The organism is Actinophytocola sp. KF-1, from assembly GCF_054661535.1.
In genome coordinates this window covers 27554-53047 of record NZ_BAAFVK010000007.1, presented here as the reverse complement: position 1 = coordinate 53047, position 25494 = coordinate 27554, and the positions used below count along the sequence as shown (strand labels likewise).

General features: G+C 71.6%; 27 protein-coding genes and 1 pseudogene. 15 read left to right on the top strand and 13 right to left on the bottom strand.

The features are described 5' to 3' along the window. The first annotated feature begins 53 nt into the window (after window positions 1–53). The 3 genes from ACYQ77_RS21815 to ACYQ77_RS21805 all read left to right on the top strand — a co-directional run bounded on the left by ACYQ77_RS21815 (window position 54) and on the right by ACYQ77_RS21805 (window position 4285). Complete coding sequence (locus ACYQ77_RS21815) at window positions 54–2015, top strand: beta-propeller domain-containing protein (protein ID WP_459714108.1); 1962 nt, start codon at window positions 54–56, stop codon at window positions 2013–2015. A 131-nt stretch (window positions 2016–2146) separates the two neighbouring features. Continuing rightward, entirely contained in the window at window positions 2147–3637 is a 1491-nt protein-coding gene (locus tag ACYQ77_RS21810; RefSeq protein WP_459714106.1) for an MFS transporter, read from the top strand. Between the two features lie 99 nt (window positions 3638–3736). Further along, window positions 3737–4285 carry a hypothetical protein gene (locus tag ACYQ77_RS21805; RefSeq protein WP_459714104.1) on the top strand — a complete coding sequence of 183 codons (549 nt, stop codon included), beginning with the start codon at window positions 3737–3739 and terminating at the stop codon, window positions 4283–4285. Between the two features lie 48 nt (window positions 4286–4333). Here ACYQ77_RS21805 and ACYQ77_RS21800 read toward each other — a convergent pair whose 3' ends face one another. Then, window positions 4334–5620, bottom strand: coding sequence for a cytochrome P450 (locus ACYQ77_RS21800; protein ID WP_459714102.1), 1287 nt, complete (start codon window positions 5618–5620; stop codon window positions 4334–4336). 40 nt (window positions 5621–5660) lie between these two features. Between ACYQ77_RS21800 and ACYQ77_RS21795 the strand changes: the two genes are divergently transcribed. After that, window positions 5661–6431: an alpha/beta fold hydrolase gene (locus ACYQ77_RS21795; RefSeq protein ID WP_459714100.1), complete on the top strand. Its 771-nt coding sequence runs from the start codon at window positions 5661–5663 to the stop codon at window positions 6429–6431. A gap of 1 nt (window position 6432) precedes the next feature. Here ACYQ77_RS21795 and ACYQ77_RS21790 read toward each other — a convergent pair whose 3' ends face one another. Next, a complete protein-coding gene (locus ACYQ77_RS21790) occupies window positions 6433–6807 on the bottom strand; it encodes an FKBP-type peptidyl-prolyl cis-trans isomerase (protein WP_459714098.1) in 375 nt (124 codons plus the stop codon). Between the two features lie 118 nt (window positions 6808–6925). Here ACYQ77_RS21790 and ACYQ77_RS21785 point away from each other — a divergent pair, with 118 nt between their 5' ends. Next, on the top strand, window positions 6926–8101 hold the full coding sequence (locus tag ACYQ77_RS21785) for an aminotransferase-like domain-containing protein (RefSeq protein WP_459714096.1): 1176 nt from the start codon (window positions 6926–6928) through the stop codon (window positions 8099–8101). Here the strand turns inward: ACYQ77_RS21785 and ACYQ77_RS21780 are convergent. Both ACYQ77_RS21780 and rnhA read right to left on the bottom strand, forming a co-directional pair. Beyond that, window positions 8070–8852, bottom strand: a complete 783-nt coding sequence (locus ACYQ77_RS21780) for a nucleotidyltransferase domain-containing protein (RefSeq protein ID WP_459714094.1) — start codon at window positions 8850–8852, stop codon at window positions 8070–8072. The two genes, ACYQ77_RS21785 and ACYQ77_RS21780, sit on opposite strands and share 32 nt — an antisense overlap. A gap of 42 nt (window positions 8853–8894) precedes the next feature. Continuing rightward, on the bottom strand, window positions 8895–9341 hold the full coding sequence (rnhA, locus tag ACYQ77_RS21775) for a ribonuclease HI (RefSeq protein WP_459714092.1): 447 nt from the start codon (window positions 9339–9341) through the stop codon (window positions 8895–8897). Window positions 9342–9372: 31 nt separating this feature from the next. On the opposite strand from rnhA, the gene ACYQ77_RS21770 reads away from it, so the two are divergent. From ACYQ77_RS21770 to ACYQ77_RS21760, 3 genes are read left to right on the top strand one after another with little or no spacing between them, the layout of a single operon-like run. Beyond that, entirely contained in the window at window positions 9373–10017 is a 645-nt protein-coding gene (locus ACYQ77_RS21770) for a DUF429 domain-containing protein (protein WP_459714090.1), read from the top strand. A gap of 41 nt (window positions 10018–10058) precedes the next feature. Further along, on the top strand, window positions 10059–11186 hold the full coding sequence (locus tag ACYQ77_RS21765) for a DUF4268 domain-containing protein (RefSeq protein ID WP_459714088.1): 1128 nt from the start codon (window positions 10059–10061) through the stop codon (window positions 11184–11186). 44 nt (window positions 11187–11230) lie between these two features. Next, a complete protein-coding gene (locus tag ACYQ77_RS21760) occupies window positions 11231–12139 on the top strand; it encodes an aminoglycoside phosphotransferase (RefSeq protein WP_459714086.1) in 909 nt (302 codons plus the stop codon). Here ACYQ77_RS21760 and ACYQ77_RS21755 read toward each other — a convergent pair. The 4 genes from ACYQ77_RS21755 to ACYQ77_RS21740 all read right to left on the bottom strand — a co-directional run bounded on the left by ACYQ77_RS21755 (window position 12129) and on the right by ACYQ77_RS21740 (window position 14973). Further along, window positions 12129–12851 carry a GNAT family N-acetyltransferase gene (locus ACYQ77_RS21755; RefSeq protein WP_459714085.1) on the bottom strand — a complete coding sequence of 241 codons (723 nt, stop codon included), beginning with the start codon at window positions 12849–12851 and terminating at the stop codon, window positions 12129–12131. The genes ACYQ77_RS21760 and ACYQ77_RS21755 overlap by 11 nt on opposite strands. A 243-nt stretch (window positions 12852–13094) precedes the next feature. Further along, window positions 13095–13565, bottom strand: a complete 471-nt coding sequence (locus ACYQ77_RS21750; protein ID WP_459714083.1) for a hypothetical protein — start codon at window positions 13563–13565, stop codon at window positions 13095–13097. A 166-nt stretch (window positions 13566–13731) separates the two neighbouring features. Next, window positions 13732–13935 carry a cold-shock protein gene (locus ACYQ77_RS21745; RefSeq protein WP_459714081.1) on the bottom strand — a complete coding sequence of 68 codons (204 nt, stop codon included), beginning with the start codon at window positions 13933–13935 and terminating at the stop codon, window positions 13732–13734. Window positions 13936–14073: 138 nt separating this feature from the next. After that, a complete protein-coding gene (locus tag ACYQ77_RS21740; protein ID WP_459714080.1) occupies window positions 14074–14973 on the bottom strand; it encodes a hypothetical protein in 900 nt (299 codons plus the stop codon). A 156-nt stretch (window positions 14974–15129) separates the two neighbouring features. Here ACYQ77_RS21740 and ACYQ77_RS21735 point away from each other — a divergent pair, with 156 nt between their 5' ends. Beyond that, window positions 15130–15456, top strand: a complete 327-nt coding sequence (locus ACYQ77_RS21735) for a hypothetical protein (protein ID WP_459714078.1) — start codon at window positions 15130–15132, stop codon at window positions 15454–15456. A gap of 206 nt (window positions 15457–15662) precedes the next feature. On the opposite strand, the gene ACYQ77_RS21730 is transcribed toward ACYQ77_RS21735, so the two are convergent. Next, complete coding sequence (locus tag ACYQ77_RS21730) at window positions 15663–16340, bottom strand: MBL fold metallo-hydrolase (RefSeq protein WP_459714076.1); 678 nt, start codon at window positions 16338–16340, stop codon at window positions 15663–15665. A 47-nt stretch (window positions 16341–16387) separates the two neighbouring features. Between ACYQ77_RS21730 and ACYQ77_RS21725 the strand changes: the two genes are divergently transcribed. After that, the gene (locus ACYQ77_RS21725; protein WP_459714075.1) at window positions 16388–16939 is read left to right on the top strand and encodes a DUF1349 domain-containing protein; all 552 of its coding nucleotides are present in this window, start codon (window positions 16388–16390) and stop codon (window positions 16937–16939) included. Here ACYQ77_RS21725 and ACYQ77_RS21720 read toward each other — a convergent pair. Further along, window positions 16936–17730, bottom strand: a complete 795-nt coding sequence (locus ACYQ77_RS21720) for a maleylpyruvate isomerase N-terminal domain-containing protein (RefSeq protein WP_459714073.1) — start codon at window positions 17728–17730, stop codon at window positions 16936–16938. The genes ACYQ77_RS21725 and ACYQ77_RS21720 overlap by 4 nt on opposite strands. 187 nt (window positions 17731–17917) lie before the next feature. On the opposite strand from ACYQ77_RS21720, the gene uvrA reads away from it, so the two are divergent. Further along, window positions 17918–20770, top strand: a complete 2853-nt coding sequence (gene uvrA, locus ACYQ77_RS21715) for an excinuclease ABC subunit UvrA (RefSeq protein ID WP_459714071.1) — start codon at window positions 17918–17920, stop codon at window positions 20768–20770. A 22-nt stretch (window positions 20771–20792) separates the two neighbouring features. Here uvrA and ACYQ77_RS21710 read toward each other — a convergent pair whose 3' ends face one another. After that, on the bottom strand, window positions 20793–21668 hold the full coding sequence (locus ACYQ77_RS21710) for an oxidoreductase (protein ID WP_459714069.1): 876 nt from the start codon (window positions 21666–21668) through the stop codon (window positions 20793–20795). A gap of 31 nt (window positions 21669–21699) precedes the next feature. Here ACYQ77_RS21710 and ACYQ77_RS21705 point away from each other — a divergent pair, with 31 nt between their 5' ends. Continuing rightward, the gene (locus tag ACYQ77_RS21705) at window positions 21700–22146 is read left to right on the top strand and encodes an SRPBCC family protein (RefSeq protein WP_459714067.1); all 447 of its coding nucleotides are present in this window, start codon (window positions 21700–21702) and stop codon (window positions 22144–22146) included. On the opposite strand, the gene ACYQ77_RS21700 is transcribed toward ACYQ77_RS21705, so the two are convergent. Then, on the bottom strand, window positions 22131–22958 hold the full coding sequence (locus ACYQ77_RS21700) for an NAD(P)H-binding protein (RefSeq protein ID WP_459714065.1): 828 nt from the start codon (window positions 22956–22958) through the stop codon (window positions 22131–22133). The genes ACYQ77_RS21705 and ACYQ77_RS21700 overlap by 16 nt on opposite strands. 103 nt (window positions 22959–23061) lie before the next feature. On the opposite strand from ACYQ77_RS21700, the gene ACYQ77_RS21695 reads away from it, so the two are divergent. Beyond that, window positions 23062–24042 (top strand): AraC family transcriptional regulator, encoded by a 981-nt coding sequence (locus ACYQ77_RS21695; RefSeq protein ID WP_459714063.1) that lies wholly within the window; start codon window positions 23062–23064, stop codon window positions 24040–24042. Between the two features lie 24 nt (window positions 24043–24066). Continuing rightward, window positions 24067–24354: pseudogene (locus tag ACYQ77_RS21690) on the top strand (2-oxoacid:acceptor oxidoreductase subunit alpha); the annotation flags it as partial. A 42-nt stretch (window positions 24355–24396) separates the two neighbouring features. On the opposite strand, the gene ACYQ77_RS21685 reads toward ACYQ77_RS21690, so the two are convergent. Further along, a complete protein-coding gene (locus ACYQ77_RS21685) occupies window positions 24397–24960 on the bottom strand; it encodes a TetR/AcrR family transcriptional regulator (protein WP_459714061.1) in 564 nt (187 codons plus the stop codon). Between the two features lie 44 nt (window positions 24961–25004). Here ACYQ77_RS21685 and ACYQ77_RS21680 point away from each other — a divergent pair, with 44 nt between their 5' ends. After that, window positions 25005–25460: a pyridoxamine 5'-phosphate oxidase family protein gene (locus tag ACYQ77_RS21680; RefSeq protein WP_459714059.1), complete on the top strand. Its 456-nt coding sequence runs from the start codon at window positions 25005–25007 to the stop codon at window positions 25458–25460. Window positions 25461–25494 lie beyond the last annotated feature (34 nt).

Genomic DNA, 25494 nt, shown 5'->3' with positions numbered 1-25494 from the left:
GGTCTTCCGCCCGAACGAGCAACCCCATCGCCCTGATGGTCCGTCCTGGCGTCATGGACCACGATTTATCGAGACGTCCCCGGCTGTTGCCGACCGCGGCCGTGGGGGCGGCACTCGCGGCGGGCGTCACGGTCGCGGCGCTGGTCACCGGCGCGTCCGACGAGGACACGATCTCGTACGCCACGTCCGACCTCGTCGCCTACGACACGTGCGCGGCCGCGCTCACGGACATGAAGTCCCGGGTCATGCCGCGGGTCACCCCGTGGGGTCTCGACCAGGGCATGCCGGCCGTCGAGGACGGTGCCTTCGCGGCGGACGGCGGGCGGGCCGCCGCCCCCGACGCGGCGCCGGGCGCGGACCTGGCCGCGAAGGAGGCGGCACCCGCTGACCACTCCACGACGAACGTGCACGAGAAGGGCGTCGACGAGCCCGACCTCGTGAAGACCGACGGCACCCGGGTCGTCAGCGTCGCCGACGGGACGCTCCGGGTCGTGGACGTCGCGTCCAGGAAACCGACCGCGGCCGTGCCGCTGACGTCCGGGTACGCCACCGAGCTCCTCCTCGCCGGCGACCGCGCGCTCGTCATGTCCGGCGGTGGCGTCGTCGCGGACGGCGGCGTGGCGATCGCGCCGGGCGAGCAGGCGCCACGGGCGAAACCCGTGCCGACCGACACGGTCCCGTACGCCTCGACGCTCACGCTCGTCGACCTCACCGGCGCGGGCAAGGCCCTCGGCACGCTGTCACTCGACGGCAGCTACCTCGACGCGCGCCAGATCGGGAACGTCGCCCGCGTCGTGGTGCGTTCGGCGCCGCGGCTCGAGTTCCGCTACCCGGTCCAGGACGTGAAACCCGCGGAGGCGGTGCTCGCCAACAAGGACGTGGTGGCCTCGTCGACCATCGACGACTGGCTGCCCGCGTACCGGCTGCAGACCGGCGCGGGCACCACGACCGGGCAGCTGACCGAGTGCGCCGACGTGCACCACCCGGCCGACTACACGGCCACCGCGATGCTGACGGTGCTCACGTTCGACCTCACGCGCGACCTCGGCAGGGGCGACCCGGTGACGATCGTCGCCGACGGCGACACCGTGTACGGCACCGGCACCAACCTCTACGTCGCCGACGACCACGTCGCGCACGGCATGGGCGCGGCCCCGGTCGACGGCGGGCAGACCGAGCTGTACCAGTTCGACATCTCCGGCGCGGGCAAGCCGGTGCACGTGGCGTCCGGCCACGTGGCGGGCACCCTGCTCAACCAGTACTCGCTGTCCGAACACGACGGTCACCTCCGGGTCGCGACCACGACGTCGGACGCGAAGGGCACGCGGAGCGGGATCACCGTGCTGCGGCGGAACGGGAACACGCTCGCCGTGGTCGGTCGCGTCGACGGACTCGGGCCGGGCGAACGGATCCACGCCGTACGCTACTTCGGGAACACCGCGTACGTGGTGACGTTCCGGCAGACCGACCCGCTGTACACAGTGGACCTCACGGACCCGGCCGCGCCGACGGTGACCGGGGAGCTGAAGATCACCGGCTACTCCGCCTACCTGCACGGCGCGGGGGAGGGCAGGCTGATCGGCGTCGGGCAGGAGGCCGACACGTCCGGCCGCACGACCGGCGCGCAGGTCTCCCTGTTCGACACCACGGACCCGGCCGGTGCGCGCAGGGTGGCCCAGTACCACCTGCCGAACGCGTGGACCGAAGTGGAGGGTGACCCGCACGCCTTCCTCTACTGGCCGGACAAGGGCCTGCTGGTCATGCCGGTCAGCGGCGGCGTGACCGTGGACGGGCCGCCGGACCAGCCGGGAGGCGGCGCGCTCGTGCTGAAGCTGGCGGGGAACACGTTCCGGGAGGCCGGGATGCTCGCGCACGTCTCAGACCGGTACGGCGGACCGCTGGTGCCGCGCAGGGCGATGGTGATCGGCACCGAGCTGTGGACGGTGTCCGAGGCGGGCATGCTGGTGAGCGACCTCGACTCGCTGCGCCGGCTGGCGTGGGTGCCCTTCGCCTGACCGGCGCGTCCACATCGGACGGTACGAGGGGGTGCTCCGCGCGGCCGCGCGCACCGGTGCGGGTCCGCGAGGTGAACCAGCGGTTGACCACACACGTGGTACTCGCGTCCCGATCTGGGTAGACATCAGTGGTGAGCCGAGCATCCACGCAACCGACCGAGTACGAACCGGGCACCGATCCGCGGCGATGGCGCGCGCTGGTCGTGACGCTCGCGGGCGGGTTCATGATCCTGCTCGACGTGAGCATCGTGACCGTCGCGATCCCGTCCATCCAGCAGGGGCTGGGCACGTCGGAGAGCGGCGTGCAGTGGGTGGTGTCCGGATACCCGCTCACGTTCGGGCTGGCCCTGGTCGCGGGCGGCAGGCTCGGCGACGCGTTCGGGCGGCGCACCATGTACCTGGTCGCGCTGTCCGGGTTCGTCGCGACCAGCGTGTTCGCCGGGCTCGCGCCGACGCTGACGCTGCTGGTGGTCGCACGGCTGCTGCAGGGCCTGGTCGCCGGGCTGGTCACCCCGCAGAACGGCGGGCTGATCCAGGACCTCTTCCGCGGCGCGGAACGCGGCAGGGCGTTCGGCCTGCTCGGCGCCACCATCGGTCTGTCCACCGCGGCGGGCCCGGTGATCGGCGGGTTCATCCTGGGCGTCGCGGGCGAACCGGACGGCTGGCGCTGGGTGTTCCTCGTGAACCTGCCGTTCGGCCTGCTCACGATCGTGCTCGCGCTGCTGCTGGTGCCGAGGACGCCGCACCGCACCACCCGCCCCGACATCGACTACGGCGGCATCGTGCTGCTCGGGCTCACGGTGCTGTGCGTGCTGTTCCCGGTCGTCCTGTCCGAGTCCGGCGGGGTCAGCCGGTTCTGGTGGCTGTTCCTCGTCGCCATACCGCTGGGCTGGGCGTTCCTGCGGTGGGAGCGGGGCAGGCGGCAGGCCGAGCGGGTGCCGCTGGTGGACACCCGCCTGTTCACCGCGACCCCCGGCTACCCGTCCGGGGCGACGCTCGCCGCCGTCTACTTCTGCGGGTTCTCCGGCATCTGGCTGGTGTTCGCCGTGTACTTCCAGTCCGATCTGGGCCTCACGCCGCTCGAGTCCGGCCTCGCGGTCACGCCGTTCTCGCTGGGCTCCGCGGTGTCGTCGTGGCTCGCCGGGCGGCTCGTGGACCGGTACGGCAGGCTCGTGACGATCACCGGGCTGACGCTCATGGTGGCCGGGCTGGGCACGGTCGCCCTGCTCGGGTTCACCGTGGCCGAGGAGCACCTGATCTGGGCGATCCTGCTGCCGCTGCTGGTGGCGGGGGTCGGCGGCGGCGCCGTGATCTCGCCGAACACCACGCTCACGCTCGCGTGCGTGCCGAACCGCATGGCCGGCGTCGCGAGCGGGGTGCTCCAGACCGGGCAGCGGATCGGCACGGCGGTCGGCACGGCGCTGCTGGCCGCGGTGTTCCACGCGGTCGCGACCGCCGCGGGGGCGCCCGCCACCGGGTTCGCGGTGGCGATGCTCGCCGCGGTCGCGCTGGTCCTGGTGGCCCTCGGGCTCGCGGTCGCGGAGCGCCGTGGGCGTATTGGGAACCATGGGAACACTGAGTTGGAAAATTTCTCATCCAGCACTATGACATCTGGTCACTAACTACTAACGTCGCTGACGGAAGCGTTCTACCGCCCGCGGGTGTGTGGCCCCTGCTCATCCCCGCCCGCGTGGCCCTGCCCGTGGAACGGAGCAACCGTCATGCGAAAAATCGTGTTCCGAGCGCTCGTCACCGCCGCCGCGGCGGCCACCGCGTTACTCGGCACCGCCGTCGGCGCCCAGGCGTCCGCCCCGCCGAAGGAGGTCGACCCGGTCTTCGACCGTCCCGCCGCGACCGCCGACGTCGGGCCGTACGTGACGAAACTGACCCACTCACAGGCCACCTCGATGCTGCGCTCGTCGGGCATCACGTGGTCGTCCAGCGGCAACTGCAGTGACCGCTACAACTCGACCTGCACGTCGTTCGAGCAGGTCAACCTGGCCACCATCCAGGGCGCGCAAACGCTCAAGTCGGCGAGCGGCTGCGCGCTGAACATCACCGGCGGCACGGAGACCGGCCACGCCAGCGGCACCTACAGCCACTGGAACGGCTACAAGCTCGACTACAGCATGTACACGTGCGTCGGGAACTACATCCGCAACAACTTCACCTACATCGGTTCCAACAAGTGGCAGTCCGGGTCGGGCAACATCTACTTCCTGGAAAGCAACCACTGGGACGTCACCTATTACAACTGCGGTGGTTGCTAGGTGAGCCGGCGGTGCTTTCCCTCGCTCCCCGGGGGAAAGCACCGCTTTTCACCACGCGATCGGCAGGTGTTTCACGCCGTGCTGGAAGTTCGACCGCAGCCGCGTGATCCCGCCCGCCGCGCGGACCTCGCCGAGCCGGTCGAACACGGCCGTGAACAACGCCCGCATCTGCACCTTCGCGAGGTGCGCGCCGATGCAGTAGTGCGGGCCGTGGCCGAAGCTCAGGTGGTCGTTCTGCGCGCGGGTCACGTCGAACCGGTCCGGGTCGGTGAACACGCGCTCGTCCCGGTTGCCGGACGAGAACCACACGACCACCTTGTCCCCGGGGCGGATCTCCTGGCCGCCGAGCGTGGTGCCGGTGGTGGCGGTGCGGCGGAAGCGCATCACCGGTGACCACCACCGCAGCATCTCCTCGACCGCGCCGGGCAGCAGACTCCGGTCCCGCAGCACCTTCCGGTACTCGTCCACATGGGACAGCAGCGCGTGCATGCCGCCGGGGAGCGCGTTGCGCAGGGTCTCGTTGCCCGCCACGGAGAACAGCCAGAACATGTTCTCGAACTCGCCGGTGGTGATGCCCTCCGCGACCAGGTTGGTCAGCACGTCGTCGCCCGGCACGCGGCGCTTGTGCTCGGCGAGGTCGTGGGCGTAGGCGTACAGGTCCGGCATGCCCTCGCGGGTCCGCTGGTCGGGCAGCAGGCCGTGCTCGTCCGGCCGCGGCCGCAACGCCATGGCCCGCTTCGCCATCGCGGTCGAGCCGTCCGCGCTCGCCTTCGCGCTGACCGCGTACTCCTGGTCCTGGTACCCGATGACCCGGTTGCTCCAGTCGTACATCAGCCAGCGGTCCTCGTGCGGCACGCCGAAGATCTCCGCGAGCGTGCGCAGCGGCAGGTCGGCGGCCAGTTCCGCGAAATCGCACCCCCCGTCGTCGGCGACCCCGTCGACCAGCTCACGGGCCCAGCCCGCGATCCTGTCCTCCAGCCGGGCGATGGCCTTCGGCGTGAACGCGCGGGCCAGCATCTTCCGCAGCCGGGAGTGCTGCGGCGGGTCCTGGTTGAGCATCATCTGCCGGACGAACGCGAGCGCCTTCTCGTCCGGCGGGTCGACGATCTGCGTGGCCCGCTCGTGGGAGGAGAAGGTGGCCGGGTCGCGCATGACCTGCTTGATCTCCGCGTGCCGCACCACGCCCCAGAACCCGGGCCCTTCCGGCCACGGCGGCACCGCCGGTTCGGGCATCCACACGACCGCGGCCTCGGCACGCAACCGGGCGAACACGTCGTGCGGGACGCCGCGGGTGTAGGTGTCGGGGTTGACGATGACGTCGGTGTCGCTCGGCACGATCACCATTCTGGCCCGTCATGGGGCACGATCTACAGGTGTGACGAACCTGCACCTAGCGCGGCACGACTTCGGCGGCGACCCCGTCCTGCTGCTGCTCCACGGCCTCGGCGCGACCGGCGAGGTCTGGCACGACCTGCTCGAGCGCAACTGGCCGGGGGAGACCCTGGCGCCGGACCTGCCCGGCCACGGCCGGTCGGACCGGCTCGACGAGTACACGTTCGCGTCGATGGCGGCCGCCGTCGCCGAGCTGGTGCCCGCGGGGCGGCAGGTGGTGGTGCTCGGCCACTCGCTCGGCGGCGTGCTGGCGCTGATGCTGGCCGACGGGACCTACGGGTTCGAGGTCACGGGCGCGTGCGGGGTCGGCATCAAGCTGAACTGGTCGGACGCCGAGCTGGCGAAGGCGGCCGAGGTCGCGGCCCGGCCGGAGCGGGTGTTCGCCACGCGTGCGGAGGCCGTCGACCGCTGGCTGAGGATCGCCGGGCTCGCCGGGCTCGTCGCCCCGGACTCGCCCCGCGCCGACGCGGGGGTGGTCGAGGGGGCCGACGGCTGGCGGGTCGCGGTGGACCCGAAGGCGTTCGGCGTCGGCGCGCCGGACGTGCCCGCCCTGCTCGCGGCGGCGAAGGGCACGACGATCCTGGCCGCGGGGGAGCGGGACCCGATGTGCCCGCCCGGCCAGCTGCGCGCGGTCGACCCCGACGGCGTGGTGCTGCCCGCGACCGGCCACAACGTCCACGTCGAGAACCCGCTGGCGTTGTGGCCGATCATGGACCGGCTGCTGGCGTCGGCGACCGACGCCCTGGGGCGGTGACTCAGCGGACGCCGAGCAGGTCCACGACGAAGATCAGGGTCTCGCCGCCCTTGATCGCGCCGCCCGCGCCGCGGTCGCCGTAGCCGAGGTGCGGCGGGATGACCAGGCGCCTGCGGCCGCCGACCTTCATCCCCGCCACGCCGCGGTCCCAGCCCGCGATCACGTGGCCCGCGCCCAGCGGGAAGCTGAACGGGGCGCCGCGGTCCCACGACGCGTCGAACTGCTCACCGGTCGAGTGCGCGACGCCGACGTAGTGGACGCTCACGCTCTGGCCCGGCTTCGCCTCGTCGCCGTCGCCCACGGTGATGTCCTCGACGACCAGGTCGGTCGGGGCCGGGCCCTCGACGGGGTCGACTACGGGCTTCTCGAGCGCCATGCGCGTTCCTCCTTGTTTGGTGCTTCCGGCGTACCGGTTCATCCAACCAGCCACCCCGGCGTCCCGCCCTGTGGGCCGGTACTGGCAGGTGCACGTGAGCGTTCGTTAACATCGCGGCATGTCGCCGGCTCGCCGTCTCCAGGGTGTGCGGAGTTCCCCCGTCCGTGACCTCCTCGCGCTCACGCAGCGGCCGGAAGTGATCTCGTTCGCCGGCGGTCTCCCCGCCCCCGAACTGTTCGATGTGGACGGTTGGCGGGACGCGTTCGCCAAGGCCGCGGACGATCGCCGCAACCTCCAGTACGCCACCACCGAGGGCGACCCGGTGCTGCGCGGCGTGATCGCGGACCGGATGACGCGCCGGGGCCTGCCGACCGCGCCCGGTGACCTGCTCGTCACCACCGGTTCGCAGCAGGCGCTGACACTGGTGGCGACCACGCTGCTCGAACCGGGTGATGTGGTCGCGGTCGAGGAGCCCACCTACCTCGCCGCGCTGCAGTGCTTCCAGCTGGCCGGCGCGCGGGTCGTGCCGGTGGCGAGCGACGAGCACGGCATGGTGCCCTCGGCGCTCGCAGAGGTGCTGGTGCGGGACCGCCCGGCGCTCGTGTACGTGGTGGCGACGTTCGCCAACCCGAGCGGCCGGACGCTGTCCGCCGCGCGCAGGCAGGAGATCGCCGCGCTGGCCGAACGGCACGACGTGTGGGTGGTGGAGGACGACCCGTACGGCGAGCTGCGCTACCGGGGCGAGCCGGTGCCCGCGCTGGCGACGTACGGCGACAAGGTGCTGTACCTGGGCAGCCTGTCGAAGATCGGCGCGCCGGGCCTGCGGCTGGGCTGGCTGCGGGCGCCCGCGTCGCTGATGCCGGCCGCGGTGATCGCGAAGCAGGCCGCCGACCTGCACACGAGCACGATCGACCAGGCCGCCGCGGCCGTGTACCTGACCAACGCGGACCTGGACCGGCACGTGGCCGGCCTGTGCGCCGCCTACCGGGAACGCCGCGACACGATGATCGCGGCGCTCCCGGGCACCGTGCCGGCGGGCACGGAGTGGTCGGACCCGGACGGCGGCATGTTCGTGTGGCTGCGCCTGCCCGGTGCGGTGGACACCGCGGACCTGCTCCGCGTGGCGCTGGACCACAACGTCGCGTTCGTCCCCGGTGCCCCGTTCTTCGCGACGAGCCCCGACCCGGCGACCATGCGCCTGTCGTTCACGACGAACCCGCCGGAGGAGATCGTCGAGGGCATGCGGCGGCTGGCGGCCGCGTTCACCAGCCCCAGTGCCGCCGGTGGGCGCTGACCGCCCACGCGGAGACCGCCTCGGTGTCCGGCTCGTCGGGCAGCGGCGTCCGCCCGGTCGCCAGGAGGTCCTCGACCTGGGCCTGGACGTCCGCGATCTCGGCGAGCACGTCGTCGAGATCGGCCACGTCACCCCGCTTGACCCGCAGCACCCGCTCCCGCTCGGCGTCCGGCATGGGCAGGGTGAGGCGCGCGTCCCGGGCCACCTCCAGGCCCTGGTAGGCGAGGCGCAGGGCGTGCGACGCGTACTTCACGTCGTAGCCGTACCTCGCCACCAGCTCTGGCCGGTTCGGCACCTTGCCCTTGCTGTGCCCCAGCAGGCGTTCGCGCTGGGCGGCGAGGTAGCCGAGGAAGCGGTGCACCGCGGCCCGTGACAGGACCTTCGGCGCCAGCGCCCGCAGCTCCGTACCCAGCGGCGTGATCACGAGGACCGCGTCTTCCGGTGCGTACAGGGGCAGCAGCGCCGTCGGGTTCCCCTTCATCGCGAGCCGCAGGTACTTGTGCAGCGAGTAGCTCACGAGGTCGGTGTCCCCCGGCCCGGACCGCGCCCCCTCGGGCTGGGTGCGGAAGACGTAGTGCCGCGCCGCACCGTCCGTCCCGACGACGTGCGCGGGCGGTTCGATGTAGACACCCATCTCGTCGTGGTCGTCGGTGCCGGCGATCGCGATTCCGTGCACACCGGAGCCCACGACGGTACGCAGGATCTCGCCGCGCAGGGCGACGTCCCGGTTTCCGTGCTCGGTGTGGTTCATGCCGCCGATGGTGGCACGTGGTTGTGTTGGGACGCCGCCGATTTACCGGCCGGCGGCCTCCTGCGCGCCCTTCACGGCGAGCTGGTCGGCGCGCTCGTTCTCGGGGTGCCCGGCGTGCCCCTTCACCCAGAACCACTGCACCTCGTGCGGTTTCACGGCCTCGTCGAGCCGCCGCCACAGATCGGCGTTCTTCACCGGCTGCTTCGCCGACGTCTGCCACCCGTTGCTCTTCCACTTGGGCAGCCACTGCATGATCCCGTTCCGCACGTACGTCGAGTCGGTGTACATCGCGACCACCGACGGCCGCGTCAGACTCTCGAGCGCCACGATGGGCGCCATCAGCTCCATGCGGTTGTTGGTGGTGACACCCGGCTCGGCGCCGTACAGCTCTTTCTCGTGCCTGCCGTACTTGAGCACGGCACCCCAGCCACCCGGGCCGGGGTTCCCACTGCACGCGCCGTCGGTGTATATCTCCACGGTGTTCGCCACGGCCAGGAGCCTAACCAACCCCGTTCTCGGCGTGGACGCGTGCAAGTCGGGCTGGGTCGCCGTCCGCCTGGGCTCGTCGGTCACCGCCCACTTCGCCAGAACCATCGCCGACCTGCCGACGGACGTCGCCGTGATCGCGATCGACATCCCGATCGGGCTTGCCGCCGATTCCGCTCGGCGGGCCGATGTGCTCGCGCGCGAGTTCCTCCGGCACCGCCGTTCCTCGCTGTTCACGACCCCCGTGCGCGCCGCGGTGGAGGCGGCAGACTACGAGACGGCGAACGGGATCAACCAGCGGATCACCGGCAGCGGGATCTCGCGACAGGCGTTCGGCCTGTGCGAGAAGATCCTCCAGGTGGATCGCTGGGTCTCGTCGGCACGGTGCCCGGTGATCGAGGTCCACCCGGAGACGAGCTTCGCCGAACTGGCGGGCGCGCCGCTCGACGAACGCAAGAAGACCTGGGCCGGTGCCGAACGACGCCGGAAGCTCCTCGCCGACGAGGGCATCGAGCTGACCGGATCACTCGGCGAGGCGGGTACCGAAGCGGGGGTCGACGACGTCCTCGACGCGGCGGTCGCCGCGTGGACGGCTCGCCGCTACCTCACCGGCGATGCGAAGCCGTTCCCGTCCCCGCCCGAGCGCATCGATGACCGCGAGGTCGCGATCTGGCGGTAACGATCACGCCGTCGCGAACTACTTGTTCAAGCATGGGCGACATGGTCGCGGCGGAACACAGCACCGCCGCATTCCAGGAACTGTGCAACAACCTCGACTACGCGCGTGATCTCGTCAGCGGCGGGAAACACCTCCAACGATTGAAGGTGAGCGCGTTCGACGTGGCGGACCTGTACCGTTCGGCCTGGGTGCAGGCGGTGTCGGCACTCGATCATTGGGTCCACCGCGAGTTGTACGACCGCGCGCTCGGGTTCGCGCTCAACGTCGACGAGGAGCGGCCGCCCCAGTTCTTCAACCTGCGCATCCCGATGCGGATGTTCGAGGACGTGCACCACCACCGCTCGAGAACGTTGCAGGAGGCGTTCACCGAGCACTTGCGTGACCATTTCGGTTACCAGTCCTTCCAGGCGCCCGAGAAGATCAAACAGGCCCTCGCGCACGTCACGGCAGAGCCGTTGTGGCCCAACGTCGCGAAGCAGCTGGACGCGCCGGTCGAGCGCCTCAAGGGGATCGTGAACCGGCGGAACCGCATCGCGCACGAAGCCGATCGCGACCCGGACGACGGCACCAGACGGCTGCCGATCTCCGCCGACGAGGCCACCCAGGTCATCGACGACGTGCAGCGGATCGCCGCGGCCATCGCCGTGGTCCTCGGGCGGCCACCTGCGGTGCCCCTCCAGCCGATCCAGGACGAACCGGCACAGGTGACCGCCGGGCTCACGCCCAAGCAGGAGCTGTACCGGCGGTTCTGGACCGAGTTCCGGCCGGTCGTCGTCCGGCACAGGTGGACGAAGTCGATGCCGCCGCCCCAGAACTGGTGGGACATGCCCAGCGGCGTCACCGGGGTGACGTGGGTGGTGTCCTACTCGATGTTCGGCTGCCGGTCCGAGCTGTACTTCGGGCACACCGACCCGGCGACCAACTTCGCACGCTGGCAGGTCCTGCACGACCGCCGTGCCGCGATCCTGGCCCGCTTCGACGGCGAACTGATCTTCGACGATCTGCCGAACAACAAGGCGTGCCGGATCGAGGCGCGTCTGCACGGCCCCACGATCACGGACCGGTCGAAGTGGCCGGAGGTGCGCCGGTGGATGGAGGACACACAGGTGCGACTGCGTGCGGCGATCGATGCCGTGGGCGGCGTGCCGACGATCCTCGCGGACGGGTGAAATCGGGATGCGGGCCGCCGCCGGGATCGGTCACCATCGGGGGCGTGGTGGTGGCTTCCGGGGTGCGGATCGGGTGGGGTGACCTGCCCGGTTCGGTGCGGCGTGCGGTCGAGGGGATCCTCGGCGGCGCGGTCGTCGAGGTCGTGTCGCAGTCCGGGGGGTTCTCACCCGGGTCGGCGGACCGCGTGCGGACCGCCGACGGGCGCCGCGCGTTCGTCAAGGCGGTCAGCTCGGCGCAGAACCCGCACAGCCCCGGCCTGCACCGCCGGGAAGCGGTCATCGCCGCCGCGCTTCCGGACGGGGCGCCCACCTCGACGTTGCTCGGCACGCACGACGACGGCGACTGGATCGCGCTGGTGTTCGCCGACGTCGACGGGCGGCACCCGGACTGGGACGACCCCGCCGACGTGACCGCCGCCCGGACGGCGCTCGCCGCGATGGCCCGGGCGCTCACCCCCTGCCCCGTCGACGTGCGCACGGCCCGTGACCTGCTCGAACCCGACTTCACCGGCTGGCACCGCCTCCGGGACGACCCGCCGGCACACCTCGACCCGTGGATCGTGGCGCACCTCGACGAGCTGTGCCGCCTTGCCGAGCACGGGCTCGACGCCATCGCCGGGGACACGCTCGTGCACCTCGACGTCCGCGCCGACAACCTCCTGATCGGCGACGACGGCACCGTCACGGTCGTCGACTGGCCGCACGCCTGCCGTGGCGCGGCGTGGCTCGACACGCTCCTCCTGCTGATCAACATCCGGCTGCACGGCGGCCACACCGACCTGAACATGGTCGACGCCGAGCACGACGACGCGGTCGGGGCGCTCGCCGGGTTCGGCGCGTTCTTCGCCGACGCCGCACGCCACCCGGCGCCGCCCGGGCTGCCGTCGCTGCGTGCGTTCCAGCAGGCCCAGGCGGACGTCGTGGTGTCGTGGTTGCGGGAGGTCAGCGGCTGAGGTGCAGCATGTCGCCCGTCGGCGCGAAGCCGGCGCGCGCGTACATCCGCTGCTCCGGCACCCCGGCGGGTGTGAGGAACACCGTCCGTGCGCCCGCGGCGTGCACGGCGGCCGCGAGGAACGCCGTCATCGCGGCGCCGATCCCGCGCCGCCGGAACCGTTCCCGCACGCCGATGCCCGCGACCTCGGTCGTCCCGTCGGCGATCGCCTCCGCGACGCCGCCGCCCGCCGGTTCACCCGAAACCGTTGCCAGCACGGCGAAACCGCCGGCGCGCAAACGTTCGCGGGTCTTCCCGACCTCGGCGTCCGGGATGTCCGTCGGCTCGCCGAACGCCTCGTACTGGGCGACGAGCATGCCGCGGATCTCCTCGTCCGTGCGGGGCACGACGAGTTCGGTCCCGGCCGGTGCCGGGATCGCGACCGCCGACCCCGGCGGGCACAGCATGACGGGGATCCGCCGCTCGACGGACCAGCCCGCGGCGAGCAGCGCCTGCTCGGCCGCGGGTGCGGTCTCGGCCATGAACTCCACGCGCGGCAACAGGTCCCGCTGCGCGTACGCCTCCGTCAGGGCGTCCACATCGGACGACGACGGCCGCGCGCCGTCGTCGGGGATGGCGTAGTTGAGGAACGGGTTGGCCGAGTCGGGGGAGAACGTGGCGAGGAACGGACCGACCTGTTCGGTGATGCGCCCGGCCGCCGCGGCACGGCGCATGTGTGACTGCAGAGCAGACAAGATGGGGTAACCCTTTCACGCGAGCATGGGGATGGACACGGGAAACGGCGCCACCGGCACTACAGGCGACGCCCGTCGTGGGCGTCAGGCATGAGGCGTTCCCCTTGCTCGGTCTTCGGGTGCGCGGCAAGTCTGCCACGGCCGCGGGGTCGCGCCAAGCGAATTCGGGGTGACGGCGCGAGACCACGGCGGTGGTCGGGTAGGGGGCGGCCGCGACGTGCGCTAGCTCAGGCCGAACGCCATCGCGTCGTAGCTCAGGTACACGCCGAGGCCGTCCGACTGGTCGCCGCCGACGTGGCCGGGCAGCGCGACGGCCTTGCCGTGCTGGCGCTGCAAGCGGATGAGCCCAGGCCGCAGGCGGCTCGCGTCGCGTTCGGGGAGCCTGCCGATCCGGTGCCCGCCGACCCACACGGCGACCGCGTTGCGGTCGAACGGGTTGCCGTGCTCGGCGACCAGCAGGCCGTGGATGTCCTGCCGCACCGGCCCCGGCGCGTCCCGGCCGACGATGGCCCACAGCACGTCCTGGTGCCCGGGCAGCCCGACCACGCGCAGGTCGTCGAACCCGGCGATCTCCATGGCGCGCATGCCATCGCGCATCCACTGTGGACGTTGCGCCGCCGGCGAGGTGTCGGGGATGCCCGGCCCGTCGGACCCGGCGACGAGGTTGTTCCGCAACCACTCGGCCAAACCCATGCCCGGTCTGTCGACGCGGCGTGGGGGATTCGTTACGCCCCAGCGAGTTGTGACGAACAATGGCCGCACCCCGTTACTCCTCACGACGCACCGGGACGCGGCAGAAAGCACCACGCGGCCGGTAGATTCACCACATCGGGTGAACCTGCCGGCCGCGTGGACGATGTCAGATGACGGTGACGCCGGTGGCCTGCGGGCCCTTCTGGCCCTGGCCGACCTCGAACTGCACGCGCGCGTTCTCATCCAGCGACTTGAAGCCGTTGCCCTGGATCTCCGAGTAGTGCACGAAGACGTCGGCGCTGCCGTCGTCCGGCGCGATGAAGCCGAAGCCCTTCTCGGAGTTGAACCACTTCACGGTGCCCTGAGCCATGTGTTTTCCTCTAACTGTGTGGTGATACGTACGCCGCTGTCTGCGGCGGATTGTCCGACCACACAGGGGAGGTGCGAACGCCCGCAACAATGTTTCGCGAGCGCGCAATGACACGAACACAAAACCAACGACCGGTAACTACAGTACACGACCTGTCCAGACCGCGCCGTTCGCACGCAACGTCGACAGCGCGGCGACGGTCGCGTACCCCCGCCACTCCAGCGCGGCGGTGGGGGAGAAGCTGCCGAAGTCCACGGTCCAGCCGCCGTCGTCCCGCTGCGCGTCGGCGAGTCGCCGCAGGTCGGCGGCGATCACGTCGTCGGAGAACATCCGGCGCGCGGGCCGGCCGGGCAGGGGCGCGAAGTCGAGCGGCCGCATGGTCTCCCCGGCCTGCCCGCCCGCGACCGGCACGAGCCCGTCGGCCGGGATGAACGCCGCGAGCTTGTCGAGCAGCGGCCCGGCCTCGTCGTGCGTGCCGTGCACCTCGTCGAGGAACCCCACCGCGAACCGCAGCTCGATGGCGTGCGGCGCCGACTCCAGCGCGGCGATCGCGTCCAGGCAGTACCGGGTGGCCGCCACCAGCCACGGGTGCCGCGCCACCCGCTCGTCGCGCGCCGCGACCCGGTGCCCGATCCCGGCGACGAAGGCCGTGCTCTGCAGCGAGGACGCCGTCGGGTCGGCCTGGACCCAGAAGGGCGCGCACCCGGCGGGGTCGGCGACCGGAACCGCGAACGGCACCCCGCCGTCGGGCAGCGACACCCGCTCGAGCCAGTCGCACACCTCGAGCGCCCGGTCGGTCGGCCCGGCCTCGGCGAACACCTCGAGCGCGTGCAGCGCCCCGCCCGGCTGGCTCTCGGGCGCCCGCAGGTCGGGTTCGAGCCCCCAGCCGTACCCGCCGTCGGCGTTCCGGTACCCGTCGACGGCGGCGAGCACGGCCCGGGCGTCCCCGCCTGCGAAGAGGAACTCGAACCGTCGCCGGTCGAGCACGCGCGCGTGGGTGGCCATGAAGGAAGCGGCAGCAGCGAGATCGACAGTCACGGCGTCGATTGTCGCGGTCGCGGGACGGGGCGTCTTGAAGGTTTCGGACGCGCCCAGGTCAGGTTGCTCCGACCGGAGGACGTGCGCCACCAGACCTGTCGGGAACCGGCACGCGGCGGCATGCTGGTTCGTCTGGGGCTGGGGAGGGAGCACGACGTGGTTGAGTTCCGCACGCGTCCGGACGGGACGAAGTACCCGATCAACCCGAAGAAGGGCGCCGGCGCGGCGGTCGCCGCGGTCATGGTCGGTGGGGCCGTGGCGATGGGCGCCGGAGCGAGTGGTGGCGTGGCCGTCGGCGGGGCGGTGGACTCCGCGGTCGGGAACGCCGCGAACAGGATCGTCGGCCAGGCAGTGCGGGCGAAGGTGAACCGCGCGAAGGTGTCCGCCCGGTCCGGCAAACGCGCCGAGGCGTTGGCGCGCATGGGGCTCAAGCAGGTGAAGAAGCAGGTCGACGAGCACTTGGGAGCTGGTCGCGGTCGTTGACGACGGCGGCAACACGTTCCTGTGTCGGTGTCGTGGGTGCAGATGCCCAGCGTCGCCGAGGCCGGCCGGCTGAGGACGATCGTCGACACGTACGGCACGGGGAACGTCTCGACGTTGCGCATCGTCCCGTTCATCTGGCCGGAACGGTGAACTGGACGGGGCCGCTCAGCTGTTCGCAGGAGGTCCCGTCCGGACGGATCCTCAGCTCACCAGCCGCGGGCGCGCCACTCGTCGAGCTTGGGGCGTTCCGCGCCGAGGGTGGAGTCGTCGCCGTGGCCCGGGTAGAACCACGTGTCGTCCGGGAGCTTGTCGAAGACGCGGGACTTCACGTCGTTGAAGAGGGACGTGAAGTCCTCCGGCGACGTGGTCTTGCCGACGCCACCCGGGAAGAGCGAGTCGCCGGTGAAGAGGTGGCCGTGGCCGTTCGGGTCGCGGTACAGCAGTGCGATCGACCCCGGGGTGTGGCCGCGCAGGTGGATGACCTCCAGCTCGCAGTCGCCGACGGGCACCGTGTCGCCCTGGGTGACGAAGCGGTCCGGGGGCACGGGCAGGGGGCCGGCGTCGGCCTCGTGGGCGATGGTGTCCACGCCGTAGGCGCCCGCGACGGCGCCCAGCGCGGCCCAGTGGTCGCCGTGCTGGTGGGTGGTCACGATGGTGCGGAGGGTCGGCCGGTCGTCGCCGTGGCCGATGAGGTCCGACAGGCGTTCCGGGTCGTTCGCGGCGTCGATCAGCAGCGCCTCGCGCGTACCTCGGCACACGAGCAGGTAGGCGTTGTTGTCCATCGGGCCGACGGAGATCTTGGTGATCGTCAGCGCGTCCAGCGTGCGGCGCGCGGCCGGGCCGCCTGGCTCGACATGACCGGTGTACTCCTCGACAACGTCCACGCCACGGACCCTAGCGGCTGGCGCGGGCCTGCTGACAGCATGGCCTCGTGGAGGACCTGATCAAGAGCGGCTGGCGCTGGTTCAACGAGCCCGCGAACTGGGCCGGCGACACCGTCACGACCGACCCCGACACCGACTTCTGGCGCACGACCCACTACGGCTTCGTCCGCGACACCGGGCACGTCCTCGGCGTCGACCAGGCCGGGGACTTCGCGCTGACCGTCACCTTCGCGGGTGACTACCGCGAACAGTACGACCAGGCGGGCATCGCGATCCGGCTCGACGAGCAGAACTGGATCAAGAGCGGCATCGAGCTGGTCGACGGGCAGCAGCAGCTCTCGGCGGTGGTGACCCGCGAGGTGTCCGACTGGTCGGTGGTGGCGCTGGCCGAGCCCCCTCGGTCCGTCACGGTCACGGCCGAACGGGCAGGGGACACCGTCACGATCTCCTACGGCCTGAACGGCGCCCCACCTGCGACGATGCTGCGCCTCGCCTACTTCCCGCCAAAAATGTCGGTGCTCGCTGGTGTGATGTGCGCGTCACCGACCGGGAAGGGGTTCACCACACGATTCGAGAACATCACGATCGAGCCGCGCTAACCCCACGCCGGCAGCACCGGCACCTCGCCACGCAGACCGTCGCCCGCCGAGCGGCCGGTCAGCCACGCGACGGCGGCCGCGGCGCCGCCCGAGACGTCGTGGCGGTCGTCGTCGCGCCCGTTCACGAGGTCCCACACCCGCTCGCGGCCGTCCGGCAGCTCGACGGTGAGCCGGACGCGCTTGCCGTCGGGCCGGTTGATGTGCCTGGTGACGGCCTCGGCGACGAGGTGCTCCAGGTGCTCGTCCGGCACGTCGGCGAACGTGACGCCCGCGCCGAGGTCCACCATGTGCACCCACAGCTCGTGCAGCCGCATCGAGGGGATGTTGGCCGCCGGGAACGGGACCGGGAGGCGTGCCGTCACCGACGCCGACCAGGCGAGTTCCGGCATGGCCGTCGCGGCGGCCATCCACCGGTCGCAGGCCGCGCGCAGGTCCTCGACCAGGATCTGGGCGAGCCGGCCCGCGCCCTCCTCGATGTCCGCGTCGCGGTCGGCGCTGCTGGCGTACATTGGGTGCTCGACGCCGGTGCGTGCCCAGGTCAAGAGATTGACCAGCCCATCGGCGTTGCGGGCGAGGTGGGACACGACGTGGGCCCTCGACCAGCCGGGCAGCCCGCTCGGCCGGTGGATGGCGTCCTCGCCGAGCCCCGCGACAACGCGGTCGAGTCTCTCCGTCGCCTGACGCACCAGGGGAAGCAGACGCACCGCGCGCTGCGCCGCCGACCGTTCGTCGGCGCGCCGCTGTGCCGGTACGTCGTTCTGCCCGATGGATGCTTCAGGTGAGATGCTCATACCGCCCATCCCCGCGTGTTCGGTGGCAAACCTGGTTACTCCAGCGTAGGTGAGCGCGGCAGTTGACCGGTAGTCACCGAGCGGACCGGAAATTGTCGGTGCCCTGTCCTAGCATGGCCCCCGGCCACGGCCGACGGTCTCGAACCGCCCCGTGACCAGCAAGAACTGAGACTTCGAAGGGACTTCAGTGGCTGACCGCCTCGTCGTCCGCGGCGCCAGGGAGCACAACCTGCGCGGCGTTGACATCGACCTGCCCAGGGACAGCATGATCGTGTTCACCGGGCTGTCCGGCTCGGGCAAGTCGAGCCTGGCGTTCGACACGATCTTCGCGGAGGGCCAGCGCCGGTACGTGGAGTCGCTGTCCGCGTATGCCCGGCAGTTCCTGGGCCAGATGGACAAACCGGATGTCGACTTCATCGAGGGCCTCTCGCCCGCAGTGTCGATCGACCAGAAGTCGACCAACCGCAACCCGCGGTCCACGGTCGGCACGATCACCGAGGTCTACGACTACCTGCGCCTGCTGTTCGCGCGCGCGGGCAAACCGCACTGCCCACAGTGCGGCGAGCCGATCAGCAAGCAGACGCCGCAGCAGATCGTCGACCAGGTGATGGCCATGGAGGACGGCCTGAAGTTCCAGGTCCTCGCGCCGGTCATCCGCGGCCGCAAGGGCGAGTACGTCGACCTGTTCTCCTCGCTGCAGTCACAGGGTTACTCGCGTGCGCGCGTCGACGGCGTCGTGCACCAGCTCACCGACCCGCCGACGTTGAAGAAGCAGGAGAAGCACGACATCGCGGTCGTGATCGACCGCCTGCAGGTCAAGGCGAGCGCCAAGCGGCGGCTCACCGACTCGATCGAGACCGCGCTGCGCCTCGCCGACGGCCTGGTCGAGCTGGAGTTCGTCGACCTGCCGGAGAACGACCCGCACCGCACCCGCGGCTTCTCCGAGAACCTGGCGTGCCCGAACGGCCACCCGCTCGCCATCGAGGACCTCGAGCCGCGCTCGTTCTCGTTCAACTCGCCGTACGGCGCGTGCCCGGTCTGCACCGGCATCGGCGTCCGCCAGGAGGTGGACCCGGAGCTGGTGGTGCCGGACGACGAGCTGAGCCTCGCCGAGGGCGCCATCGCGCCGTGGGCGGGCGGGCAGACCGCGGAGTACTTCCAGCGGCTGCTGACCTCGCTCGCCGAGACCATCGGGTTCCGCATGGACACCCCGTGGCGCAAGCTGCCCGCGAAGGCGCAGAAGGCGGTGCTGCACGGCACCACCGACCAGGTGCACGTCCGGTACCGCAACCGGTACGGCCGCGAACGCTCCTACTACGCCAACTACGAGGGCGTCATCCCGTTCCTCGAGCGGCGCCAGGAGCAGACCGAGTCCGAGTACATGCGGGAGAAGTACGAGGGCTACATGCGGGAGGTGCCGTGCCCGGCGTGTGAGGGCACCCGCCTCAAGCCGGAGATCCTCGCGGTCACCCTCACGCACAAGAAGCACGGGCCGCGGTCGATCGCCGAGGTGTCGAACCTGTCGATCAGCGAGTGCGCGGACTTCCTGTCCGGCCTGCAGCTCGGCAGGCGCGAGTCGATGATCGCGGGCGCGGTGCTCAAGGAGATCCAGGCGCGGCTGCGGTTCCTGCTCGACGTCGGCCTGGACTACCTGTCGCTCGACCGCGCCGCCGGCACGCTGTCCGGCGGCGAGGCGCAGCGCATCCGGCTCGCGACACAGATCGGCTCCGGTCTGGTCGGCGTGCTGTACGTCCTGGACGAGCCGTCGATCGGCCTGCACCAGCGCGACAACCACCGGCTGATCGAGACGCTGACGCGGCTGCGCAACCTGGGCAACACGCTGATCGTCGTCGAGCACGACGAGGACACCATCCGCCAGTCCGACTGGGTGGTCGACATCGGCCCCGGCGCGGGCGAGCACGGCGGCCAGATCGTCCACAGTGGACCCTACGAGAAGCTGCTGAAGAACAAGAAGTCGCTGACCGGCGCGTACCTGTCCGGGCGCGAGCGGATCGAGGTGCCCGCGATCCGGCGCCCGGTCGACAGGAAGCGGCAGCTGACCGTCGTGGGCGCGCGGGAGCACAACCTGCGCAACATCGACGTGTCGTTCCCGCTCGGCTGCCTCGTCTCGGTCACCGGTGTGTCCGGTTCCGGCAAGTCGACGCTGGTCAACGACATCCTGGCGACGGTGCTCGCGAACAAGCTCAACGGCGCGCGGCAGGTGCCGGGCAGGCACACCCGCGTCAACGGGCTCGCCAACGTCGACAAGCTGGTGCGCGTCGACCAGTCGCCGATCGGCCGGACGCCGCGGTCCAACCCGGCGACGTACACGGGTGTGTTCGACCACATCCGCAAGCTGTTCGCGGCCACGTCCGAGGCGAAGGTGCGCGGCTACCAGCCGGGCCGGTTCTCGTTCAACGTCAAGGGCGGCCGCTGCGAGGCGTGCGCGGGCGACGGCACCATCAAGATCGAGATGAACTTCCTGCCGGACGTGTACGTGCCGTGCGAGGTCTGCAAGGGCGCCCGGTACAACCGCGAGACGCTCGAGGTGCACTACAAGGGCAAGACGATCGCCGAGGTCCTCGACATGCCGATCGAGGAGGCGGAGAAGTTCTTCGAGCCGATCCGTGCCATCCACCGGCACCTGAAGACGCTGGTGGACGTCGGCCTGGGCTACGTCCGCCTCGGCCAGCCGGCGCCGACGCTGTCGGGTGGTGAGGCGCAGCGCGTGAAGCTGGCCTCGGAGCTGCAGAAGCGGTCCACGGGCAAGACGGTGTACATCCTCGACGAGCCGACGACCGGTCTGCACTTCGAGGACATCCGCAAGCTGATCGGCGTGATCAACGGCCTGGTGGACAAGGGCAACACGGTGATCGTCATCGAGCACAACCTCGACGTGATCAAGACGTCGGACTGGATCGTGGACATGGGCCCGGAAGGCGGCTCGGGCGGTGGCACGGTCATCGCCGAGGGCACGCCGGAGGACGTGGCCGAGATCGAGACCTCGTACACCGGGCAGTTCCTGAAGACGGTGCTGTGAGCTGCCGGGACGTTGCGGTGGCTCAGAACGTGAAGGTCACGTCCGTCAGCTTCTCCGACAGTGTCCACAGCGCCGCGGCCTTCTCCCGGTCGCGTGCCGCCCTGCTGGACGGGACGACCTTCGGGTAGCCGTGCTGCGTGGTGATGCCGCCCGGGCCGGCGAACGAGCCGTTCGGCAGGTCCATCGTCGCCGCGTACAGGGTCGGCAGGGCGCCCATGGTCGCGCTCTGGGCCACGAGCCGGTTGCCCAGCGCCATGATCGTGTCGAGCAGCGTCTCCGTGTGGGACTGGAGGTTGGTCGACGCGTAGCCCGGGTGTGCGGCGTGGGCCTTCAGGGGCGAACCGGCCTCCGTCAGCCTGCGGGCCAGCTCGAACGTGAACAGCATGTTCGCGAGCTTCGACTGGCTGTACGCGAGCCAGCGCTGGTAGCGGCGGCGTTCCCAGTTCAGGTCGGTCACGTCGACCCGGCCGAACCAGTGCATCGTGCTGGACACGGTCACCACCCGGTCGGTGATGCGGTCCAGCAGCAGCCCGGTCAGCGCGAAGTGGCCGAGGTGGTTGGTGCCGACCTGCATCTCGAAGCCGTCGGCGGTGCGGCGGTGCGGGATCGCCATCACGCCCGCGTTGTTGACCAGCACGTCCACCGGCTCGTCGACGGACTTCGCGAACTCCCGCACCGACGCCAGGTTCGCCAGGTCCAGCGCCCGCACCTCGACGGTGTCGGCCATGGTCGCGGCGGCTGCGTTGCCCTTGTCGACGTTGCGGCACGCCAGGATCACCCGGGCGCCCGCCGCCGCGAAGGCCGCCGCCGCCTCCCGGCCGATGCCGCTGTTGGCGCCCGTCACGATGACCGTGCGGTCGTTCTGGGGCGGCATGTCGGCCAACGTCCACTTCGCCATGCCAGCACCCTAGTCCCGGCATACTCGAGGTGTGACGCTCAACGACTACCGCTTCCGCAGCGTCTGGTCCGTGCGCGTCCCCACCGGACGGCTTTTCTCCGCGCTCGTCGACCTCGCCTGCTACCCCGAGTGGTGGCCGGACATCCGGGCCGTCGACCGGGTCGACGACGACACCGCCGAGGTCACCTGCCGGTCCGTCCTGCCCTACAGCCTCCGGTTCCGGCTGCACCGGGCCGTCGAGGACGAGGACGCGGGGCGGATGCGGGTGGAGATGACCGGCGACCTCGAGGGCTACGTGCAGGGCGAGGTCGCCGCGCACCGGACCGCGGGCGCGCTCCTCGCGATCACGCAGCGCGTCGTCGTGACCAAGCCGCTGCTGCGTGCCCTCGCGCCGGTCGGGCGGCCCGTCTTCCGCGCCAACCACGCCCTCATGATGTGGCGTGGCCAGCGCGGACTCCGCGCCTACCTGGCCGGGTGAGCGGCGGGCAGCCACGCCGCCCGGTTGTCCCGCGCGAAGGCGCGGAAGTCCTTCGCGGGGCGGCCCAGCGCCTGCTCCACACCGTCGCCGACCCACGCGTTCCTGCCGTCGAGCACCTCGCCGAACAGGTAGCCGAGCAGGCCGGTCACGTCGGCGGGCACCCCGTGCTCGGCCATGGCGGTCACGTACGCGTCGACCGGGATCTGCCGGTAGGTCAGCGGCCTGCCCGTCGCCTCCGCGATCTCCGCCACCGCGTCCGCGAACGTCAGCAACCGGGGCCCCGTCATCTCGTAGGTCCGGCCGCCGTGACCCGGTTCGGTCAGCGCGGCCACCGCCACGTCGGCGATGTCGTCGGTGTCGACGAACGGCTCCGCCACGGCACCCGCCGGCAGCACCACGTCGCCCGCCAGCAGCGGGTCGAGCAGGTAGCCCTCCGAGAAGTTCTGGTTGAACCACGCGCACCGCACGACCGTCCACTCGATGCCGCCCGCCCGCACCACGTCCTCCGCGGCCTGCGCCTCCGGCTCGCCCCGGCCCGACAGCAGCACCAGCCGCCGCACCCCAGCCCGCTCGGCGAGACCGGTGAGCTCGCGGATCGCGTCGACCGCGCCCGGCGCGGCCAGGTCCGGGAAGTACGACACGTACATGGCGTCGACGCCCGCCAGCACCGGCGCCCAGGTCGCGGGCCGCTCCCAGTCGAACGGCGGCGTGCCGGCCCTGGTGCCGTGTCGGACCGGCACCCCACGCGCGGTCAGCCGGTCCGCGACCCGGCGACCGGTCTTGCCGCCCGCGCCCAGTACGAGAGTGTTCATGGTGTCCTCCTCGGTTCTGCAGTACATCCAGCAGACCAGCGGCGAGCGGGACAATCCATGACCATGCGCCCCGGTTTTCTGCTCGATCGTCCAGTCGCCGTGGATGACCGGTAGGGTCGGCGACATGAAGGGCTTCGACCCGTGGGCACCCACGGACCCGCTCGGTGAGGCACTGCACCTGCTCCGCATGAACGGCGCGTTCTACTGCCGCACCGAGATGACCGCGCCGTGGGGCATGACCATGCCCGCGATGCCGGGGCACCTGTGGTTCCACGTGGTGACCGCGGGCGGCTGCGTGCTCCGCACCGCCGACGGCGCCACGCGCACCATGCGGCAGAACGAGCTGTTCCTCGTGCCGCACGGACAGGGCCACGCGCTGCTGTCCGAGCCGGGCGTCTCGACGCCGAACGTGATGGACCTGCCCCGCGACCAGGTCAGCGACCGCTACGAGACGCTGCGGCACGGCGGTGGCGGCCCGGCGACGCACATGATCTGCGGTGCCATCCGGTTCGACCAGCCCAGCGCGCGGCACCTGATCGAGGTGCTGCCGAAGACCATGCACGTCGAGGCCGCCGACGCGGCGCCGGACAGCTGGCTGCCGAGCCTGCTGCGGCTCATGGCGAGCGAGGCGCGCGAGCTGCGCCCGGGCGGCGAGGAGGTGATCACGCGGCTGTCGGACATCCTCGTCATCCAGGCCATCCGCACGTGGCTCGAGTCGGACCCGGCGGCACGCACCGGCTGGCTCGGCGCACTGCACGACCCGCAGCTCGGCCGCGCGCTCGCGCTGATCCACCGCCACCCGGACCACCCCTGGTCGGTGGCCGCGCTGGCGACCGAGCTGGCGATGTCCCGCTCGGCCTTCTCGGCGCGGTTCACGCAGGTGGTGGGCGAGCCGGTGATGCGGTATGTGACCCGGTGGCGGATGCAGGTGGCGCTGCGCTCGATCGAGGACGGCCGCGCGACGGTCGCTGAACTCGCCCGCAAACTCGGCTACCGCTCGGAGGCCGCGTTCGCGCGGGCCTTCAAGCGGGTGCTGGGCGTCTCACCCGGCGCCGCGAAGCGACGCCTCACCCCGGCGGGCTGACTGCCCACCGTCACCGGTGCCGTGCTCCGCGACACCGAGACGCTCGCCCGCGAGTGGGCGATCCCGGGCACGCCCGGTCTGCAGCACCGCATCGGTGGGCTGGAGAAGGCCGACGGCAAGGGCAACATCTCCTACGACCCGGACAACCACGACCGCATGGTCCGGCTGCGCCAGGCGAAGGTCGACGGCATCGACGTGCCGGACCTCGAGGTCGACGACCCGACCGGCGACGCCCGCGTGCTGGCGCTGGGCTGGGGCTCCAGCTACGGGCCGATCGGCGCGCGTCGTGGCAGGCGGCCGCGACATCCGCTCGGGTGGCGGTGGTCGCCGGAGCTGCGTCGATGACGAGCACCGTCAGCGCCACGCGTCGATGATCGCGGCGAGGTCGGCGCGCAGGATGTCCGCGATCGCGCCCGTCGGGTGCAGGGCCCAGTCCATGACCGTGCCGTGGGCCATCGCCGCGACGATTCTGGCTGCCTGGGCCGGTGGGGGAGCGCCGGGCAGGTCGGCGGCCGCGAACAGTTCCGCCAGCACCTCCCGCACCCCGTCCCGCAGGCGGGCGAAGCCCGCACGCAGGGCCGGGTCCGCCAGGTCGACGCCGAGCTGGCCGAGGTGGTTGGACACCGTGGCCGGGTCGTCGACGCCGCGGGCCGTGGCCAGGACCGCCGCGACGATCGCGGCAAGGGGATCGAGGTCCGCCGCGGCCGCGCGCAGTGCCGGAGCCGTGGCCGCCGCGCCCGCGGACATCATCGCCAGGAGCAGGTTCTGCTTCGACCCGAACCGGCCCGCCACCGTGCCCACCGCGACGCCTGCTTCCTCGGCCACCTGCGCGAGCGTGAAACCGGGGCCGTACCGGCCGATCGCGCGGCCGCAGGCGGCCATGAGGGCGTCGTCGGAGATCTTGCGGGGGCGGGCCACGTTGTTATTGAACCACGGTTCGGAAACGGAGTAGCATCGCGCCCATGGCCACCTGGCAGGACATCGAGAAGGACGCGCCCGAGTTCGCCGAACGCGTGCGGGCCCGGTTCGCGGCGGGGCTCCACAAGACCATCGCGACCCTGCGCAAGGACGGGTCGCCGCGGATCAGCGGGTCCGAGATGGACTTCAAGGACGGCGAGGTCACCATCGGCATGATGGGTGACTCGCGGAAACTGCGGGACGTCCGCCGGGACCCGCGCATCGCCGTCCACAGCCCGTCGCTGGACCCGCCCGCGGACCCGACGCAGTGGACGGGGGACGCCAAGCTCGCGGGCCGGGTCGTGGAGATCCCGCCCGGGGAGGACGCCGAACCGGGCGCCGGGTACTTCCGCATCGACATCGCCGAGGTGGTGCTGACCTACGTCGGCACCCCTGCGGACCACCTCGTGATCGAGTCCTGGCACGAGGGCACCGGCCACCGGCGCCGGACGCGGAAATAGGAGAACGGCCGCCCTCGGGATGGGAGGGCGGCCG

Excerpts from the sequence above, each read along its gene's own strand:
- ACYQ77_RS21815 (WP_459714108.1), top strand. The coding sequence starts at position 54 with ATGGACCACGATTTATCGAGACGTCCCCGGCTGTTGCCGACCGCGGCC.
- ACYQ77_RS21805 (WP_459714104.1), top strand. The coding sequence starts at position 3,737 with ATGCGAAAAATCGTGTTCCGAGCGCTCGTCACCGCCGCCGCGGCGGCC.
- ACYQ77_RS21790 (WP_459714098.1), bottom strand. The coding sequence starts at position 6,807 with ATGGCGCTCGAGAAGCCCGTAGTCGACCCCGTCGAGGGCCCGGCCCCG.
- ACYQ77_RS21785 (WP_459714096.1), top strand. The coding sequence starts at position 6,926 with ATGTCGCCGGCTCGCCGTCTCCAGGGTGTGCGGAGTTCCCCCGTCCGT.
- ACYQ77_RS21780 (WP_459714094.1), bottom strand. The coding sequence starts at position 8,852 with ATGAACCACACCGAGCACGGAAACCGGGACGTCGCCCTGCGCGGCGAG.
- ACYQ77_RS21765 (WP_459714088.1), top strand. The coding sequence starts at position 10,059 with ATGGTCGCGGCGGAACACAGCACCGCCGCATTCCAGGAACTGTGCAAC.
- ACYQ77_RS21755 (WP_459714085.1), bottom strand. The coding sequence starts at position 12,851 with ATGCGCCGTGCCGCGGCGGCCGGGCGCATCACCGAACAGGTCGGTCCG.
- ACYQ77_RS21750 (WP_459714083.1), bottom strand. The coding sequence starts at position 13,565 with ATGGGTTTGGCCGAGTGGTTGCGGAACAACCTCGTCGCCGGGTCCGAC.
- ACYQ77_RS21745 (WP_459714081.1), bottom strand. The coding sequence starts at position 13,935 with ATGGCTCAGGGCACCGTGAAGTGGTTCAACTCCGAGAAGGGCTTCGGC.
- ACYQ77_RS21720 (WP_459714073.1), bottom strand. The coding sequence starts at position 17,730 with ATGAGCATCTCACCTGAAGCATCCATCGGGCAGAACGACGTACCGGCA.
- ACYQ77_RS21710 (WP_459714069.1), bottom strand. The coding sequence starts at position 21,668 with ATGGCGAAGTGGACGTTGGCCGACATGCCGCCCCAGAACGACCGCACG.
- ACYQ77_RS21700 (WP_459714065.1), bottom strand. The coding sequence starts at position 22,958 with ATGAACACTCTCGTACTGGGCGCGGGCGGCAAGACCGGTCGCCGGGTC.
- ACYQ77_RS21695 (WP_459714063.1), top strand. The coding sequence starts at position 23,062 with ATGACCGGTAGGGTCGGCGACATGAAGGGCTTCGACCCGTGGGCACCC.
- ACYQ77_RS21680 (WP_459714059.1), top strand. The coding sequence starts at position 25,005 with ATGGCCACCTGGCAGGACATCGAGAAGGACGCGCCCGAGTTCGCCGAA.